17 protein-coding genes and 1 pseudogene are annotated in these 15,802 nt (G+C 71.1%); 8 read left to right on the top strand and 10 right to left on the bottom strand.

The genetic code is table 11. The features are described 5' to 3' along the window. The first annotated feature begins 1 nt into the window (after position 1). Positions 2 to 1,096 (top strand): DUF5925 domain-containing protein, encoded by a 1,095-nt coding sequence (locus SSP08S_RS03620; RefSeq protein ID WP_019066212.1) that lies wholly within the window; start codon positions 2 to 4, stop codon positions 1,094 to 1,096. Positions 1,097 to 1,185: 89 nt separating this feature from the next. Here the strand turns inward: SSP08S_RS03620 and SSP08S_RS03615 are convergent, their stop codons facing one another. Next, positions 1,186 to 1,557 carry a GntR family transcriptional regulator gene (locus SSP08S_RS03615; RefSeq protein ID WP_019066211.1) on the bottom strand — a complete coding sequence of 124 codons (372 nt, stop codon included), beginning with the start codon at positions 1,555 to 1,557 and terminating at the stop codon, positions 1,186 to 1,188. Positions 1,558 to 1,628: 71 nt separating this feature from the next. On the opposite strand from SSP08S_RS03615, the gene SSP08S_RS03610 reads away from it, so the two are divergent. Further along, the gene (locus SSP08S_RS03610) at positions 1,629 to 2,558 is read left to right on the top strand and encodes a GNAT family N-acetyltransferase (protein WP_026178148.1); all 930 of its coding nucleotides are present in this window, start codon (positions 1,629 to 1,631) and stop codon (positions 2,556 to 2,558) included. Continuing rightward, positions 2,539 to 3,039: a ribonuclease FAU-1 family protein gene (locus SSP08S_RS03605; protein ID WP_026178147.1), complete on the top strand. Its 501-nt coding sequence runs from the start codon at positions 2,539 to 2,541 to the stop codon at positions 3,037 to 3,039. Before SSP08S_RS03610 ends, SSP08S_RS03605 begins: the two co-directional genes overlap by 20 nt. Positions 3,040 to 3,046: 7 nt before the next feature. Here SSP08S_RS03605 and SSP08S_RS03600 read toward each other — a convergent pair whose 3' ends face one another. Then, a complete protein-coding gene (locus tag SSP08S_RS03600; protein ID WP_019066208.1) occupies positions 3,047 to 3,646 on the bottom strand; it encodes a class I SAM-dependent methyltransferase in 600 nt (199 codons plus the stop codon). Positions 3,647 to 3,781: 135 nt separating this feature from the next. On the opposite strand from SSP08S_RS03600, the gene SSP08S_RS64135 reads away from it, so the two are divergent. Then, positions 3,782 to 3,916 (top strand): hypothetical protein, encoded by a 135-nt coding sequence (locus SSP08S_RS64135; protein ID WP_019066207.1) that lies wholly within the window; start codon positions 3,782 to 3,784, stop codon positions 3,914 to 3,916. A 6-nt stretch (positions 3,917 to 3,922) separates the two neighbouring features. Here SSP08S_RS64135 and SSP08S_RS03590 read toward each other — a convergent pair whose 3' ends face one another. After that, a complete protein-coding gene (locus tag SSP08S_RS03590; protein ID WP_019066206.1) occupies positions 3,923 to 4,369 on the bottom strand; it encodes a GNAT family N-acetyltransferase in 447 nt (148 codons plus the stop codon). Continuing rightward, on the bottom strand, positions 4,366 to 4,728 hold the full coding sequence (locus tag SSP08S_RS03585; RefSeq protein WP_043259256.1) for a cupin domain-containing protein: 363 nt from the start codon (positions 4,726 to 4,728) through the stop codon (positions 4,366 to 4,368). The genes SSP08S_RS03590 and SSP08S_RS03585 overlap by 4 nt, the downstream gene beginning before the upstream one ends. A 191-nt stretch (positions 4,729 to 4,919) precedes the next feature. Between SSP08S_RS03585 and SSP08S_RS03580 the strand changes: the two genes are divergently transcribed. Further along, positions 4,920 to 5,945, top strand: a complete 1,026-nt coding sequence (locus tag SSP08S_RS03580) for a lytic polysaccharide monooxygenase auxiliary activity family 9 protein (protein WP_019066204.1) — start codon at positions 4,920 to 4,922, stop codon at positions 5,943 to 5,945. Positions 5,946 to 6,009: 64 nt separating this feature from the next. Here the strand turns inward: SSP08S_RS03580 and SSP08S_RS03575 are convergent, their stop codons facing one another. Together SSP08S_RS03575 and SSP08S_RS03570 are read right to left on the bottom strand one after the other, a co-directional pair. Beyond that, the gene (locus SSP08S_RS03575; RefSeq protein WP_019066203.1) at positions 6,010 to 6,867 is read right to left on the bottom strand and encodes an esterase/lipase family protein; all 858 of its coding nucleotides are present in this window, start codon (positions 6,865 to 6,867) and stop codon (positions 6,010 to 6,012) included. A 146-nt stretch (positions 6,868 to 7,013) separates the two neighbouring features. After that, positions 7,014 to 7,460, bottom strand: a complete 447-nt coding sequence (locus SSP08S_RS03570) for a MarR family winged helix-turn-helix transcriptional regulator (RefSeq protein ID WP_019066202.1) — start codon at positions 7,458 to 7,460, stop codon at positions 7,014 to 7,016. A 94-nt stretch (positions 7,461 to 7,554) separates the two neighbouring features. Between SSP08S_RS03570 and SSP08S_RS03565 the strand changes: the two genes are divergently transcribed. Both SSP08S_RS03565 and SSP08S_RS03560 read left to right on the top strand, forming a co-directional pair. Next, positions 7,555 to 7,929, top strand: coding sequence for a cupin domain-containing protein (locus tag SSP08S_RS03565; RefSeq protein WP_019066201.1), 375 nt, complete (start codon positions 7,555 to 7,557; stop codon positions 7,927 to 7,929). A 178-nt stretch (positions 7,930 to 8,107) separates the two neighbouring features. After that, entirely contained in the window at positions 8,108 to 8,311 is a 204-nt protein-coding gene (locus SSP08S_RS03560; protein ID WP_019066200.1) for a hypothetical protein, read from the top strand. Positions 8,312 to 8,326: 15 nt separating this feature from the next. Here SSP08S_RS03560 and SSP08S_RS03555 read toward each other — a convergent pair whose 3' ends face one another. Continuing rightward, positions 8,327 to 9,307 carry a DNA polymerase Y family protein gene (locus SSP08S_RS03555; RefSeq protein WP_019066199.1) on the bottom strand — a complete coding sequence of 327 codons (981 nt, stop codon included), beginning with the start codon at positions 9,305 to 9,307 and terminating at the stop codon, positions 8,327 to 8,329. Beyond that, positions 9,304 to 12,756, bottom strand: a complete 3,453-nt coding sequence (locus SSP08S_RS03550) for a DNA polymerase III subunit alpha (RefSeq protein ID WP_019066198.1) — start codon at positions 12,754 to 12,756, stop codon at positions 9,304 to 9,306. The genes SSP08S_RS03555 and SSP08S_RS03550 overlap by 4 nt, the downstream gene beginning before the upstream one ends. Before the next feature lie 301 nt (positions 12,757 to 13,057). Here SSP08S_RS03550 and SSP08S_RS03545 point away from each other — a divergent pair, with 301 nt between their 5' ends. Further along, positions 13,058 to 14,122, top strand: coding sequence for an ABC-2 transporter permease (locus SSP08S_RS03545; RefSeq protein WP_019066197.1), 1,065 nt, complete (start codon positions 13,058 to 13,060; stop codon positions 14,120 to 14,122). Positions 14,123 to 14,235: 113 nt separating this feature from the next. On the opposite strand, the gene SSP08S_RS03540 is transcribed toward SSP08S_RS03545, so the two are convergent. Both SSP08S_RS03540 and SSP08S_RS54765 read right to left on the bottom strand, forming a co-directional pair. Beyond that, entirely contained in the window at positions 14,236 to 15,318 is a 1,083-nt protein-coding gene (locus tag SSP08S_RS03540; protein ID WP_078532325.1) for a S1 family peptidase, read from the bottom strand. Positions 15,319 to 15,549: 231 nt separating this feature from the next. Then, positions 15,550 to 15,802: pseudogene (locus tag SSP08S_RS54765) on the bottom strand (slipin family protein); the annotation flags it as partial.

Below are 15,802 nucleotides of genomic sequence, written 5' to 3'. Positions count from 1 at the left end.
CATGTCCGCTAACCCACACGACGCACTGCCGATCCGGCTCAACGTCGACGACTCCGACTCCCCGTCCGATGTCGTCGACGCGCTGTTCCTCGGCCGCTTCGCGACGGGCGAGCAGCCGTACTCGCACGCGGCGAACATCGACCGCGTACGGTCCGGGGCGACCCTGCTCCCGCCGGGCGCCCGCGTGCTGCGCGCCGCCCGCGACGACGACCGCAGCGCGACGCTCGCGGAGGGCGAGGGCTGGACGCTGCTGATCTCCCGCTGGAACCGGGGCGCCGACGTCACGGTCACGGCGACCAGCGAGGAGCTCGCCGAGAAGGTCCTCGGCCAGGCGACCGACGGCGCGGCGGACGAGCCCGAACCCCAGCCGGAGAACGTGACGATGGGGTTCTGGTACGTCTCCCCCAGGCGCGGCCCGCACCGCACGACCCGGCAGATCTCGGCGGGCACGTGGGACGAGGTGCGCCCCAACTACACGGGTCCGGTGGCCAATGCGATGGACACCCTGATGAAGACGACCCCGGAGGACATCGCGGGCCGGCTGCTGTTGCTGCACGGGCCGCCGGGCACCGGCAAGACCTCGGCGCTGCGCACGCTCGCCCGTTCCTGGCGGGACTGGTGCCAGGTGGACTGCGTGCTGGACCCCGAGCGCCTCTTCTCCGACGTCGGCTATCTGATGGACATCGCGATCGGCGAGGACGACACGACGGGCAAGGGCCGTTGGCGGCTCCTCCTCCTTGAGGACTGCGACGAACTGATCCGCGGCGAGGCCAAGCACACGGCGGGCCAGGCCCTCTCCCGTCTCCTGAACCTCACGGACGGCCTCCTCGGCCAGGGCCGCAACGTCCTGGTGGGCGTGACGACGAACGAGGACCTGGAGCGTCTCCACCCCGCCGTCGTCCGCCCCGGCCGCTGCCTCGCCCGCATCGAGGTCGGCGCACTCACCCGCCGCGAGGCGATCGCCTGGCTCGGCACGGAGGAGGGCATCGGCCGCGAGGGCGCGACGCTGGCGGAACTGTACGCGCTGCGCCGGGGCACCCAGCCGACGTCGGTACCGGACCAACGGGAGGGGGCGGACGCCGGGTTGTACTTGTAAGCAGTCCAACGCCTCCATCTGGCCGGCACTTGTTTCCCCCGCAACGGCGCTCAGCCCCGACGGCGCGTCCCGGCGGTGCCGAACTCTCCTCAGCCCGCCGTGTAGGCCGCCCGCAGGGCATCCCCTACGGCGGCCAGCGCGTCGGACTCCGTGAGGCCGAGCCGTCGTACCCGCTCCGCATAAGCCTGCGCGGCCGACGCCGCTTCCCGCTCCGCCGCCGAGCCCGCGGCAGCGATCAGCGTGCCGTTGCGCCCCCGCGTCTCGATCACGCCGTCCGTCTCCAGGGCCCGGTACGCCTTGGCGACGGTGTTCGCGGCGAGGCCGAGCGACTCGGCCAGTCCCCGTACCGTGGGCAGCCGGTGGCCGACCGGCAGCGCTCCGGACCGGGCCTGCTCCGAGATCTGGGCGCGGATCTGCTCGTAGGGCGCGGCACTGTCATCGATGTGGATCTTCAAGGTCACGGCCCGATTGTCCCGCACCGGCCGGAAAATGAGAGGCACTACGGCACGGCTCGGCCGTAGCGTGCGGCGACATGACAGTGAGCGTGCGCGACCTGCGTCCCGACGTCCGAGCCGACCTGGAGGGCTTCGTCCGGGTCCGCGACCGTGCCTTCCCGTTCATGCTGGCCACCCCGGAGTCCATCGCCCACGACCTCGCGCATGCCCACCCGGACGCGCACTCGCGCAAGCTGATCGCGGAGGAGAACGGCGAGATCATCGGCACCGCCCAGATCGACATCGCCCACGACAGCCCGGAACCCGGCCAGGGCATGCTCAACGTCTTCGTGGACCCGGGGCGGACGCGCCTCGGGGCGGGCTCGCTGCTGGTCCGCGCGGCCGAGGACCACCTCGTCGCCCACGGCGCGACCAGGCTCTACTCCTGGGTCCTGGACGAGCCGGGAAACCGCGCCTTCGCCGAGCGCTGCGGCTACACCGCGAGCCGCCCCGCGCATCTCCTCCGTCTGGACCTGGCGCACGGCGTCCTGCCCTCGCTCCAGGCCCCACCGCCCGGGGTCGAGATCCGCCCGGGCTCGGACTTCTCCGCGGACCCGCGTCCCCTGTTCGAGCTGGACACGGAGGTGACGCTGGACGAACCCGGCGACATCGACGCCCAGCTCACGGACTTCGAGGCCTGGCTGGACGAGACCTGGCGACACCCCCTGTTCAGTGCCGAGTTGACCTCCGTCGCCCTCGTCGACGGACGCCCGGCCGCCTTCAGCGCCGCCCGCACGGACGGTGCCGCCCGCTACGGCTCGGCGATGACCGGCACCGCCCGCGCACACCGCGGCCGGGGCCTCGCCAAGCTCGCCAAGAACGACTCCCTGCACCGCGCCCGTGCCGCCGGCTGCACGGCGGCGTTCACGGGCAACGACGCCGACAACGGCCCGATGCTCGCGATCAACAAATGGTTCGGCTACGAGATCTGCGCCACGGAGGTGCGCCATGTCCGTGAACTCACCTGATTCCGCAGGCCAGTTGGACATCGTCCTCGTCAAGGCGGGCCGTACGAAGATCCGTTACCCGGCCGAGCTGCTCTCCGACGACGGCGTCCGCCTCGCCGTCCGCGCCCCGTGGGCCGGTGACGGCGTCCGCGACTTCGGCTTCGTGCGCTTCGAGCCCGGCGACGTGTTCACCGAGTACTACTGGCGGGACCGCTGGTTCGCGGTGAAGGAAGTCCGGGACGGCACCGGGGAGTTGAAGGGCTGGTACTGCGACATCACCCGCCCCGCGACACGCTCCGGCGCCGAACTCGTCGTAGAGGACCTCGATCTGGACCTGTGGGTGTCCGCCGACGGCACGGACGTACTGCGCCTGGACGAGGACGAGTTCGAGGAGAGCGGGCTGGCAGCCTCGGACCCCACGGCCGCGGCGGCGGCCGTGGGGGCGCTCGACGAGTTGGAGGGGCTGGCCCGTGCGGGCGGGTTCGACGCGCTGCTGCGGTGAGGCCCGCTCAGTCCATGGCGACCACCGCGTACCGCTCGTCGGCCACGGTCTTCCCCCACAGCAGCGGGTCTTCCGACAGCCGCTCCACGCGCACGTGCCCGGCGACGGGTGCCAGGAGCTCGGTGAGGCGGTCGGCGGGTATGCCGACCGGGCTCACCGTCCCCCAGCGGCCCTCGATGAGCACCAGCCGTCCACCGGGGCGCAGCAGCCCGCGCCAGTGCCGCAGGACCCGGGCGGGGTCGGGCAGCGTCCACAGCACATGCCGTACGAGGACGACGTCGTAGCGCTGCTCGCCCACCGGAGGTGCCGCCGCGTCACCGACCAGGAACGCCGCGTCACGGCCGGCCAGCTTCGCGCGGGCGAGGTCGATCATCGCCGGGGAGAGGTCGACGCCGGTGACACGGTGTCCCTGCTCGGCGGCGAGCAGCGACAGGGTGCCGGTGCCGCAGCCGAGGTCGAGGACGTCGGCCGCGGCGGCGGGCAGCCAGCCGCGCAGCCGGTCCGCCCAGGCCCGCCGGATCTCCGGGTCGCGCAGGCCGTGATCAGCCTCTTCGTCGAAGGTCGGGGCCTCCGCGTCCCAGTCCACGTTCGCTTCAAGTTCGCTCATGGGCCCAGCGTGACACCCGCCACTGACAGTCCCATCGTGACAGCCACCACAGACAGACCCGCGTCGATGAGTCACCCTCCCGGGAACGGTCTACCTCGTGAGAACACGAACCCGGGTGGACACAAGGAGGCAGCCATGCGCCGCGTAACCGTGCAGAAGCCCCTGAAGAAGTCGGACGCCCGCCGGGTGCGGGACGAGGCCGACGAGCGCCCTGTCGAGCGCCCCGAGGTCCGAAAGGACATCGCCCGCACCTGGTGGCCGGACGGCTGAGCCCGGTCAGTCCAGCGGCTTGCGGTAGTGGATGCGGTCGTACGGCCCGTCCGTGCGCCGCTCGACGACCTCGTAGCCGAACTTCGGGTAGATCCGCTGGTTCTCCCACATCAGCGCGTTCGTGTAGAGCCTGACCTCGGGGAGCCCGAGCGCACGCGCGCGTGCGTCCACAAACTCCAGCAGCCGCCGTCCCACCCCTGTGCCGTGCGCGTCGGGGTGGACGGCGATGCTGTCGAGGAACAGGTGGTCGGCGCGCTCCTCGATCACCACGAGCCCGATCACGGGGTCGCCGGTCACGAACACCCGCCCGGCGACCACATTCGCCATGTGGTCCGCCTCCATGGGCTGCGGCACCACACCGATGCGCGCGATGTAGTGGTGGTACGCCATGTCGGTCACGGCCTTCACGGCAGGTACATCGGCGGGGACGGCCGCGCGAACGCCGTCGGTCATGGGCGGGCTCCGACGGCGACGGTGTGCGTACTGATCACAAGCATCCGCACACCCTCCGCGCTCCTCCACGGCCCGTGTTCCATGTCCGGGTGGCGGTACGCGTACATGCCCGCGGTGAAGGTCTCGCCGAGGCGCAGGTCGGTGAGGTCGCCCTCGATGATGTACACCTCCTCGAAGTAGTCGTGCCGGACGGCACCCTGGGCGCTGGTGTCGGTCCCCGGCTCGTACCGCTGGAGCACGGTGGAGTCCCCGGAGACCGGATCCACGGCCAGCTCCTGCTCCCACACTCCGGCAGCCGCCCCGGCCGGCCGCCGCCAGGGCGCCTCGGACCGATGAAACTCGGACTGCGGCCTGCTCATCTGCGACACCTCTCCACCCTCACGACATCCGCCTCCCTGAGCCCCCGATTAGCCCCGCCTTAACACGACCATAAGGATCTCCCTCCCCCGTCTCCAGCAGGCGATTCCGCGGTTTCCAGGGGCTAGTTTCTGATCACCCCACGGGATCCGTCCCCCGCGCCGCGAACCGTTCGAGGAGTTGGAGTTCCGCCATGCTCGCACGCCGCAAGGCCGCCGCTGCCGCCGTCCTCGGTATGGCTCCCCTCGTACTGGCCGCGCTCGCCGCGGCGCCCGCGGCGGCCCACGGTTCGATGGGGGATCCGGTCAGCCGGGTCGCGCAGTGCTACGCGGAAGGGCCGGAGAACCCGAAGTCGGCCGCGTGCAGGGCGGCGGTCGCGGCCGGTGGCACGCAGGCGCTCTACGACTGGAACGGCATCCGGATCGGTGACGCCAACGGGCAGCACCAGACGCTGATCCCGGACGGCAGGCTGTGCAGCGCGAACAACGACGAGTTCAAGGGCCTCGACCTGGCCCGCGCGGACTGGCCGGCGACGAGCGTGAGCAGCGGCTCGTACACCTTCAAGTACCGCGTGACCGCCCCGCACAAGGGCACCTTCAAGGTGTACCTCACCAAGTCCGGCTACGACCCCTCGCAGCCGCTCGCCTGGGCCGACCTGGACCTGGAGCACCCGGTCGCGACGGCCACCGACCCGGTCGCCTCGGGCGGCTTCTACACCTTCTCCGGCACCCTTCCCCAGCGCTCCGGCAGGCAGCTCCTGTACGCGATCTGGCAGCGCTCGGACAGCCCGGAGGCGTTCTACTCCTGCTCGGACGTCAGCTTCGGCGGGAGCGGTGCGGGCGCCAACGGCGGTGGGGCATCGAGTAGTTCGACGCCCACCCCGGCCGCCCCGAACACTCCCGCGCCGACCACTCCCGCGCCGTCCGCCTCCGCCCCGTCCGACGAGCAGATCGCGGCCGGGGCCGACAAGTCGACCGTGGAACACGCCGGTCACGGGGACACGGACGCGAGTACCTCGGCGGAGCCGGCCGCCGCCACGACCCAGGTCAACGAGCCGCAGCCCGCAGGCAGTTCGCAGAAGCTCGCAGCGACCGGCAGCAATGACAGCTCGCCGTATCTCGTCATCGGCGGCGCGGCCTCTTTGGCGCTCGGCGCCGCGGCCCTGTTCGCCTCGGTCCGCCGCCGTGCGACCAACGGCGGTGGACGGCACGGCCGTTAGTACGGCCGTCCAGGGGGCGGGGTCTGTCCGGCGGCTCAGGTCGGACAGACCCCGCGATGTGCCATCAGCTCAGCGCCGACAGGCAGTTGGTGGTGGTGGCGTGCGCCGGATCGAGGGCGTTGGCGACCTCGTGGAAGGCGATCCGGTCCGACAGCCCGAGCAGGGCGTGCTCGGAGAGATCGACTGAACACAGGTTCTGGATCAGCACGTTGTGCACGTCGGATCCGCTCAGGAACTGACTGCTGTACGGCGTGACCACCTCGTCGTACCGGGTGGCGATGACCGTGTAGTGGACGCCGGGGACGGTGTCGCCGCCCGCGTTCAGCTTGGTGAGGAAGGCCGAGCCGGCGATCTGGTCGGCGAGGCCGGGGGCGGTCGCGGAGATCACGTCCTCGGCGCCCGGGAAGTACGGCAGGAGTTTGGTGAGGCCGTCCAGGGTGGTGCCGTGGTTGTCGGGCGCGATGCCGACGAAGGTGTCCACCTTGGCGGCTCCGCCGAGGAACTTGAGGTAGTAGCGGGGCATCATGCCGCCCTGCGAGTGGCCGACGAGGTCGACCTTGGTCGCGCCGGTCGCGGCGAGCACCTTGTCGACGTAAGCCTGGAGTTGTTCTGCCGACTTGTCGATGGGGCCGAGGCCGTAGATGAGGGGGATGCCGGGGAGCTGGCCGTAGTCGAGGGAGAAGACGCAGTAGCCGCGGGCCTCCAGGTACGGCGCGAGAACCAGCCAGTTGTCGGTGCTGTTGGCGAACGTTCCGTGTACGAGGACGACCGGGTCGGGGTGGGCGGCGGAGGGCTTACACGTGTAGTCGTTCCAGCCGGTGCTCGGGGCGCTCGCCGCGTGTGCGGCGGTGGGGAGAGCGGCGACCGCGGCGGTCAGGAGCAGTGCGGTCAGGGGTCTGAGCACTCGTTTCCAGGGCAGCATCGTGTGATCTCCTTGCGGCTCAAGGGAGTTGCGACGGCCTTACGCCCTGTGATCCGGATCACAAGAATGCTGTTCACTCGTCAAGTTACGAGCGAGTAGGTGAAGTGTGAAGTTACGCGTCAGTAAAAACTTCCAGTGATAACCAGTCACCAGGTGGGCCTGATGGGACCGTAGGGCGCAATACGCAACAAACGGTCACACAACACGCGCACTTCACCCTCCCCCAGCAGTTCGACCCACGGCCGCACGGCGTCGGCGGCGGCCTCCTCCGCCGCCCGCGTGCAGGCCCAGCCCAGCTCGGTGAGCACGATCAGCCGGGCGCGCGCGTCGACGGGATGCGGACGCCGCTCGACATATCCCCTGCGCACCAGCTCCTCGACGAGCTGACTCGCGGCCTGCTTGGTCACTCCGAGGTGGGCGGCGAGATCGGTGACCGTCGCGCCGTCCGGGGCGAGACGCACGAAGGCGAACCCGTGCGCGGGCCGCACCCCTTCGAAGCCACGGGCGACGACGCCCTCATTGATGCGCTGCGTGAGCTCACCGGCGACGGCGAGCACGGCGGCGGACAGGGCGATGGCCTCGGAGTTCTGCACGGAGGCATTGAAACACCCTTGACGAACCGGTCAAGCAGCTTGACCATAGAGCCATATAGTCAAGCAGCTTGACCATCTTGGGAGAGGCCCACACATGCCCGTCATCCGCTCGACCGAAGCCGTCACTCACGAGATCCACGGCGCCCGCTTCGTCTCGTACGCCCGCCCCGGCACCGGCAGCAAGGAGCTGTGCGCCTGGCGCGGCGAGATCCCGGCCGGCACCAAGGCGCCCCTGCACACCGTCAGCCGCGAGGAGATCCTGCACATCCTCGAGGGCGAGCTGGTCATCACGCTCGACGGCCGCACGGACCGGGTCGGCGCGGGCGACACGCTGATCATCAACCCCGGCGCGACCTTCGGCGCCGAGAACCCCACCGACCGCGCCGTGATCACCTGGGTCACCACGTCCATCGGGCTGGAGGCGGAGCTGGCCGACGGGACACGCATCGTCCCGCCGTGGGCCAACTGACCTGCGCTCAAAGGGAGTTCGTTCCCATCAGGAGCAGTCCGGGCAGCACCCCGGTCGGTACGACGTTCCCGTTCCGTAAGGTTTTCGACCGCCCCGGCCGCACCGATCGGGGCGAAGCTGAGCGGTGGACGCGGGCGGGTACCGCCGCGGACGTACCGGTACGAGGAATGGAGTGCCCATGTTGGTCCGTGGTATCGGCGGGATCATCCTCGTCGCGCTCGGCGCGGTCTGGATCGCGCAGGGCACCGGCGCGATGAACGGCTCGGCCATGTCCGGTCACGGCCAGTACGCGGTGCTGGGCGTGGCGGTCGCGCTGATCGGGCTCTTCCTGCTGGTGCGGGCCTGGCGGGCGCGGAACAACGACCGCCGCCAACACCCCTGAATCCATGGGCGGTTCTCAGTCGGCCAGGGCGGCCGGGCGTACGGCCCCCGGTCCGAAACGTCGGCGGGCCCGGTCCGCGGCGGCTTCGACCGCGCGGGCGCGGGCGTCCGCGGGATCCATGGAGAGCTGCCGGTAGGCACTCCCGGCCGGCCGCAGGTCGTCGGCGCGGAGCACGAAGGCACGGACGCGGGCGCGTTGCAGTCCGAGGGAGGTCAACAGGCCCAGGGCGGTGGCGGCGAGGGCGGGTGAGTGGTCGGTGGGTTCCGGCAGGGCGCGGGTGCGGGTGGTGGAGGTGCGGTCGGCGTAGCGGACCGTGAGGGTGAGCCGGCCCGTGAACTGCCGCTCCCCGCGCAGACGTTGGCCGATCCGGTCGGCAAGTCCCAGGACGGCCCGGTGGTGTTGGGCCGGGTCCAGGCAGTCCCGGCTCAGGGCCAGGTCCGCGATCAGATGCGCTGCCGGTTCCGCGGGGACGGCCGGGCGGGGGTCGTGGCCGCGGGCGCGCTCGGTCAACAGCCGTGCCTGGCCTGCACCGAGGAGCCGTTGCAGGGTCGCCGGTGGCAGGTCGGTGAGCTGGCCGATGGTGTGCAGGCCGTAGCGGTGCAGGGTGTCCGCCGTGGCGCGGCCGATCCCGGGCAGCGCGGTGACCGGCCGGGGGTAGAGCCAGTCGGCGACCCGTTCGGCAGGGACCCAGGTGGTCTCGCCGGGCGCGGACTCATCAGCCGCCATGGCCGCCAGCATGCGGTTGCCCGCGAGCCCGGCGCTGCTGTCGAGGCCGTAGAAGAGCTTCAGTCTGATCATCGCTGTCTGGACCATGTCGTACGGGCGCAGGTCGAAGTACCTGAGCGCCGACGTCAGATCGAGTTGTACGGCGTCGGGCCGAACGGCCTGGACATGGGGCGTGACTCCGGACATCCGCTCGATCGCGTCGTTGTACTGGGCCTCGCTCAGCACGTCGTGCAGGTGAAGGTGGGCGATGTGCCGCTGCCGCGCAGTCATCCCGCGCTCCCCGGGCTGCGGTGGCCGAACTTCTTCAGGTCGGCGGAGCGGGTGCCGGCGGGCTGGAGGTCGGCGTACGGATGCAGGCGGGCGCCGGTGGTGCCGTTGGCGAGGGTGCGGTGCGGCTGGGCGGGGGTCGGGTGCGGGCGGTCGGCGCCCAGGAGCGCGAGTGCCGCCTCGGGGCCGTTGTCGCGGCGGGCGCCCGCGATCTCGTCCAGGTCCCAGGCCATGGAACCGACGACGGTACGACGGGTGCCGCGCACCTGGACCGTGCCGCGCACCAGCAGCAACCCGCTGTGGAAGACGGTGTACGCGCAGGCCGGGTGGGAGTCCTCGAAGAACGCGAGGTCGACCAGCCCCGAGCCGTCCTCCAGGGTGACGAAGATGATCCGCTTGCCGCTCGCGATCGGCGGGGTCTGGGTGGAAGCGCGGACCCCGGCGACCAACACCTGCTGCCCGGCACGCAGTTCGGCCAGGTGCGCCGCGTCCGTCGCGCCGATCTCGCGCAGCAGCCTGTGGTGATGCTCCATCAGATGCCGGGAGACGTCGATGCCGAGAGTCTCCAACTCGGCGCTCAGTGCCTCGCGTCCGGTCAGTTCCGGCAGCCCGCTCGGCTCCGCTCCCCCAACAGCCCCTGTGTCCATGGGCAGTTGACCTGCCCCCGCGGTCCGGTTGCGGGACTGCCGGTGCAACTCGGTGATCTGGAGCAGGAGATCACGCCGGGTGAGCCGGCCGTCGTACAGAGAGGTCAACGCGCCGATCTCCGCGAGCCGTTCGGCCACCGGTCTGCTGGGCCGGGCCCGCTGCCAGAAGTCCGACAGCGACCCGTACGGCTGCCCCTCCTCGATCCGCGCGCACTCCTCCTCGCCGATACCGCGCACCCCGGACAGCGCGAGCCGGACACCCCACTCCTCCTGCTCGGTCATCTCCACGACGTGCTTCACCTTCGAACGGTTGATGTCGACGGGCAGGACCTGTACCCCGCGCCGCCGGGCGTCGGAGACCAGCACACGCTTGGGCCACATCCCGGGGTCGTGTTCGAGGAGGCCGGCCAGCAGGAACGCCGGATAGTGCGCCTTCAACCAGGCGCTCTGCAGGGCCGGTACGGCGAACGCGACCGCGTGGGCGCGGCAGAAGCCGTAGGCCCCGAAGGCCTCGACGGTCTCCCAGACCTCGTCCCGGACGGCCGCGCTGTAGCCACGCGCGCGTGCCTTCTGGTGGAACCAGTCCTTGATCCTGGGCAGTTGGTCCTTGTCGCCGAGGGCCCGCCGGGTGATCTCCGCGAAGGCCCGGTCGCAGCCGGTCAGTACCCGGAGGGTCTCGATGATCTGCTCGTGCCAGATGGTCACGCCGTAGGTGTCGGCGAGTACCGGCTCCAAATCCGGGTGGGCATAGGAGGGCGCACCACCGTGGCGGGCCGCGATGTACCGCTCGGGCATGCCGCCGGCGACCGGGCCGGGGCGGAAGAGGCTGATGTCGGCGATGACGTCCTGCACATCACGGGGTTGGAGCCGAGACAGGAGGTCCTGCTGGCCCGGCGACTCCAGCTGGAACAGGCCCAGCGTCTGGCTCTCCTGGATGAGCTTGAAGGCGAAGACGTCGTCGAGCGGCACTTGCCCGGGGTCGTCGAGGTCGATGCGGTTGCCGGTGGTGCGTTCGATCTCGGTGACGGCGTGGGCCATCGCGGACTGCATCCGGACGCCCAGGACGTCGAGTTTGATGTTGCCGAGCGCCTCGATCTCCTCCTTGGCGGCCATGGCCATGGGGTAGTCGCCCTGCGGGGTGGGCTGCACGGGCAGCCGGTCCAGGAGGGTCGCGTCGCTGATGACGACTCCGCAGGGGTGCATGGCCATGCCGTGGATCAGGGAGTCGAGGCCTTCGGCGAGTTCCCACAGCGGGCCGAACCGGTGTGCCTCGGTGGCCAGTTGGCGTAGTTCGGGCAGTTCGGCGAGCGCGCTGGTGATGTCGGAGGCGCGCAGGTGCGGGAAGCTCTTGGCGATCCGGTCGACGTCGGCCGGGGCGATGCCCAGTGCGAGACCGGTGTCGCGCAGCGCCCTGCGGGCCCGGTAGGTCTCGGGCATCGCGGTGACCGCGACGCGCTCCTTCCCGAAGCGTTCGAAGATCGTGTCGTAGCACTCCAGGCGGCGGGCGGACTCCACGTCGATGTCGATGTCGGGCAGTGACTCCCGGCGCCTGCTCAGGAAGCGTTCGAACAGCAGGCTGTGGTCGAGCGGGTTGGCGGTGGCGATGTCCAGCGCGTGGCAGACCAGCGAGCCGGCGCCGGAACCGCGGGCGGCGACCCTGATGCCCTTGGCCCGGATGTCGGCGACGACCTGTCCGACGGCGAGGAAGTACGCGTCGTAGTTCCAGTGGGAGATGACGGCGAGTTCCTCCTCCAGCCGGTCGAGTGCCGCTCGGTCGTGGTCGAGGCCGCGTCGGGCCAGGCCCTCCTCGGATCTCAGGCGCAGCAGCCCGGCCGCGCCGCCCGTCTCCGGCCCGGCGCCGAAGAGCGAGGGTTCCGGGAAGTGCCGTCTGCCGAGGCCGAGGTCCACGGGGTCCACGACACACGCCTCCGCCGTGCTCGCGGTGTCCGCCATCAGACGGCGCGCCCGGCGGGCGTCCGCTCCGGCGCACTCGGTGATCATCCGGGCCACGACCGTCATCTCCTTCTCGTCCTTGAGCCAGCGCTGCCCGCTGTCCAGGCGGCGCCGGTCGATCGGGCGCAGCAGCCGGGCCGCGTCGAGGACGTCGGCGAGGCGGTGCTGGTCGGGGTCGGCGTAGCGGACCGCGTTGGAAAGCACCGCAGCCACCCCTGTGCGGTCGGCGAGCGCCAGGGTGCGGGCGGCCAGACGGAGGGAGCCAGGACCTGTGCCGAAACGTTTCTGCGCTACGGCCTCCAGCCGGACCCCCCTCCCGAAGACCTCCTTCCAGGGCGCCAGCAGCTTCATCGCGACGTCCTCCCGACCCACCGACAGCGCCCGCACCGGCTCCGAGAGCGGCCCGAGCAGGACGGCCAGTCCGGGGCCGCCGTACTCGCGCAGCGCCTCCCACGGCACCACCACCGGTGCCGCGCCGGACGCGGTGCCGGCGTGGGCGGCCGAGGTGATGCGGCACAGCCGCGCCCAGCCCTCCCGGTTCTGGGCGAGCAGCACGAATCGCAGCGGCGGCTCGATCACATGCGCGCCGCCGCGTACGGGGGTGCGCGGGCGCTGTGCGGGCGGCGGGGGTGCCAGCGCCTCCACCGCCAGGTCGATGCCGAAGACCGGCCGGACCCCCTCCTTCGCGCACGCCTGCGCGAAGCGGACAGCACCGGTGACCGTGTCCCGGTCGGTGAGCGCGAGGGTCGCGATCCCGTGCTCGGCCGCCCGGCCGGCGAGCCGCTCGGGATGGGAGGCGCCGTAGCGGGCGGAGTAACCGGACGCGACGTGCAGATGGGCGAAGCCCGCCATGCCGCACCTCCATCACTCCACCCCTTTTCGGCCATCCGTCCGATATGTTCATCGTACGCCCGTTCGATTACCCTAACCTCATCAGCCCCGGTCAGCGACCCACGTCAGCCCGGTCGGCGACCCACATTCGAACACATTGGCGATTCCTTGGGGAGGTGCCCGGCGTCCGAAACAGACACCACTCCGTCACCTCCCCACCCAGGCCGGGCAGTTGGGAAAAAAACTTTTCCGAACGCATGTACGACATCCGTTCGGCCCCTTCCCGCCTGCGCGAACACCCGGCCACCGGGACCGTGGGGACATGACAGAGCCCCCCGGTGCCGGTACGTCCCGTACGTCCTTCCTCGGGGAGGTGAAGGACGCGGTCAGCCTCCGGGCCACTCTGCTCGTCGTCGGTGTGGTCGCCCTTCAGCTGCTCTTCATCGCCTCCTACGTGGGCGCGCTCCACAACCCGAAGCCCAGGGATGTGGCTTTCGGGGTTGTCGCGCCTGGAGTCACGGCCGAGCAGACGGCGGCCCGGCTGAAGCAGCTGCCCGGCTCGCCGCTGGATCCGCGCACGGTGCCGGACGCGGCGAGCGCGCGGAAGCAGATCCTGAACCGGGACATCGACGGCGCTCTCGTCATCGACTCGCGCGGCATCAAGGACACGCTCCTGGTCGCGACCGGCGGCGGCACGGTCCTCGCCACCACCCTGGAGACGATCACCACCACTCTGGAGAGGGCCGAGCAGCGCACGGTCAGGGTGGTGGACGTGGCTCCGGCCTCGTCCCAGGACTTCGACGGGCTGTCGTCCTTCTATCTGGTCGTGGGCTGGTGCGTCGGCGGCTATCTGTGCGCCTCGATCCTGGCGATCAGCACCGGTGCCCGGCCCGCCAACCCGCGCCGCGCGGTGATCCGGCTGATCGTGATGGCGCTGGTCGCGATCGTCGGCGGGCTCGGCGGCGCGGTGATCGTCGGGCCGATCCTGGGCGCGCTGCCGGGGAGTGTGATGGCGTTCTGGGGGCTCGGCGCGCTGATCACCTTCGCCGTCGGGGCCGCGACCCTCGCCCTGCAGGGGGTCTTCGGGGTCGTGGGCATCGGTCTGGCGATCCTGCTGGTGGTGATCGCGGGCAACCCGAGCGCGGGCGGCGCCTTCCCGCTGCCGCTGCTGCCGCCGTTCTGGAACGCGATCGGGCCCGCGCTGCCGCCGGGTGCCGGGACCTGGGTGGCGCGCTCGATCGCCTACTTCAAGGGCAACGCCGTGACCGGGCCGCTGCTGGTGCTGTCCGCGTGGGCGCTCGCCGGGATCCTGGTCACCCTGCTGGCGGCGACGCTGCGGCGGAAGCACGAAGACCTCCTGGACCGGCCGGGGGCGGCCGGCCCGTAACCGCCCTTCGTCGCAGGCCTGTTGACGTGGTGAAGTCCCGCCCCCTCGCGCGCGGGGGCGGGACTTCACGACGTCGCGCGAACGACATCGCGCGAACGGCGTCGTACGACAGGTCAGCCGATCTGCGCCCCGAACGTCGACAGCGCCTCGGTGACCGGCTGGAAGAAGGTCTCGCCGCCCGAGGTGCAGTCGCCGCTGCCGCCCGAGGTGAGGCCGATCGCCGCGTCGCCGTCGAAGAGCGAGCCGCCGCTGTCGCCGGGCTCGGCGCAGACGTCGGTCTGGATGAGGCCGTTGACGATGTCGCCGTTGCCGTAGTTCACGGTGGCGTCCAGGCCGGTGACCGTGCCGGTGTGCACCTGGGTCGTCGAGCCGCTGCGGGTCACCTTCTCGCCGACGGTGGCGTCGGCTGCGTGGGTGATGGCCTGCGAGGAGCCGTTGTAGAGGTCGACCGCGCTCGGGTGGGCGACGTCCGAGGTGTACTTGACCAGGCCGAAGTCGTTGTCCGGGAAGCTGGACTGCTCGTTCGTGCCGATCTCGTTGCCGCTGGAGTCGGACCAGGTGGAGATGGCCTCGGTGCAGTGCCCGGCGGTGATGAAGTAGGGCGCGCCGCCCTTGACCACGTTGAAGCCGAGCGAACAGCGGCCGCCCGAGCCGGAGATGGCGTCGCCGCCCGCGATGAAGGGCTTGAACTCCCCGGTGGTGCGCTGGAGTTCGGCCTTGCTTCCGAGTCCGTCGACGACCTTGGTGAGCTTGGCCCACTCGGCGTCGGAGACCGTGCGGTCGGCGGTGACGACGACCTTGTTGGTGGTGGGGTCGGTCGCCCATGAGGTGCCGGGGATGGTGGCGTCCTGCTTCAAGGTCGTACGGGCGCTCGTCAGTTCGGCGAGGGAGTGCTCGACGACTCTCGCCTTGGCGCCGGCCGCCTCGACGGTGCCGACGGCGGCCCGGTCGAGCACGTTGACCACGAGGCTCTTGGTCTTCGCGTCGTAGAACGTGCCGGCCGCGTCGGTGCCGAGGTCCTCGCCGAGCGTCGAGGCGAGCTTTCCGGCCGCGAGGGCCGAGAGGGTGCGGGGTGCGGCGGCCTGCGTGGTCTCGCTGGCGTTCGCACTCTGCAAGGTGACTCCCGCGACGACCAGCGCGGCTATGCCCGCGCCCGCCACGGCCGCCCGTCGCCTGGGTATGCGTCGGTGCTTCAACTCGTGTCCTCCTGTGGGGGGTCGGCCCGGCGGGTCATGAGCGCCCGACAGGCCGAAAGGTAGGTTGACGAGCGCCTACTCTTCCGAATCTCACAGGGAGCGCACAAGGTCGACTTCAGGTCGTGCGGGTAACGGGGTCGCACGCCCCCTCGCTTTGAATGTCCACGGTCATCCCAGGCCCGTTCGCACTGCAAACACCGCGTGCGAGCAACGGCCAGCAACCGGTGAGGACTAGTCCTGTCCGGAAATCGACCCCTCGGGTTCCGGATCCGAGTGGGGCTCGGCGGGCGGGAGTTGCTCCTGCACCGGTTGCGGTGCCACAGGGGCCACCGGTGCCACGGGCGCCGCGGGCGCGGCCGGGGCGGCTCGCTCCAGGAACCGCAGCAGCTCCACCGGGAAGGGCAGCACGAGGGTCGAGTTCTTCTCGGCCGCGACCGCCACCACCGTTTGCAGGAGCCGGAGTTGGAGTGCCGCGGGCTGTTCC

It is taken from the genome of Streptomyces hokutonensis (assembly GCF_000376565.1).
GTDB classification, from domain to species: Bacteria; Actinomycetota; Actinomycetes; order Streptomycetales; family Streptomycetaceae; genus Streptomyces; species Streptomyces hokutonensis.
This window is presented reverse-complemented; position numbering and strand designations above follow the sequence as displayed.

Bases quoted from the DNA above. Each gene is read 5' to 3' on its own strand.
- SSP08S_RS03600 (WP_019066208.1), bottom strand. From the start codon at position 3,646: ATGAGCGAACTTGAAGCGAACGTGGACTGGGACGCGGAGGCCCCGACC.
- SSP08S_RS03545 (WP_019066197.1), top strand. From the start codon at position 13,058: ATGACAGAGCCCCCCGGTGCCGGTACGTCCCGTACGTCCTTCCTCGGG.
- SSP08S_RS03560 (WP_019066200.1), top strand. From the start codon at position 8,108: ATGTTGGTCCGTGGTATCGGCGGGATCATCCTCGTCGCGCTCGGCGCG.
- SSP08S_RS03550 (WP_019066198.1), bottom strand. From the start codon at position 12,756: ATGGCGGGCTTCGCCCATCTGCACGTCGCGTCCGGTTACTCCGCCCGC.
- SSP08S_RS03605 (WP_026178147.1), top strand. From the start codon at position 2,539: ATGTCCGTGAACTCACCTGATTCCGCAGGCCAGTTGGACATCGTCCTC.
- SSP08S_RS03620 (WP_019066212.1), top strand. From the start codon at position 2: ATGTCCGCTAACCCACACGACGCACTGCCGATCCGGCTCAACGTCGAC.
- SSP08S_RS03575 (WP_019066203.1), bottom strand. From the start codon at position 6,867: ATGCTGCCCTGGAAACGAGTGCTCAGACCCCTGACCGCACTGCTCCTG.
- SSP08S_RS03585 (WP_043259256.1), bottom strand. From the start codon at position 4,728: ATGAGCAGGCCGCAGTCCGAGTTTCATCGGTCCGAGGCGCCCTGGCGG.
- SSP08S_RS03580 (WP_019066204.1), top strand. From the start codon at position 4,920: ATGCTCGCACGCCGCAAGGCCGCCGCTGCCGCCGTCCTCGGTATGGCT.
- SSP08S_RS03555 (WP_019066199.1), bottom strand. From the start codon at position 9,307: ATGACTGCGCGGCAGCGGCACATCGCCCACCTTCACCTGCACGACGTG.
- SSP08S_RS03590 (WP_019066206.1), bottom strand. From the start codon at position 4,369: ATGACCGACGGCGTTCGCGCGGCCGTCCCCGCCGATGTACCTGCCGTG.
- SSP08S_RS03565 (WP_019066201.1), top strand. From the start codon at position 7,555: ATGCCCGTCATCCGCTCGACCGAAGCCGTCACTCACGAGATCCACGGC.
- SSP08S_RS64135 (WP_019066207.1), top strand. From the start codon at position 3,782: ATGCGCCGCGTAACCGTGCAGAAGCCCCTGAAGAAGTCGGACGCCCGC.
- SSP08S_RS03610 (WP_026178148.1), top strand. From the start codon at position 1,629: ATGACAGTGAGCGTGCGCGACCTGCGTCCCGACGTCCGAGCCGACCTG.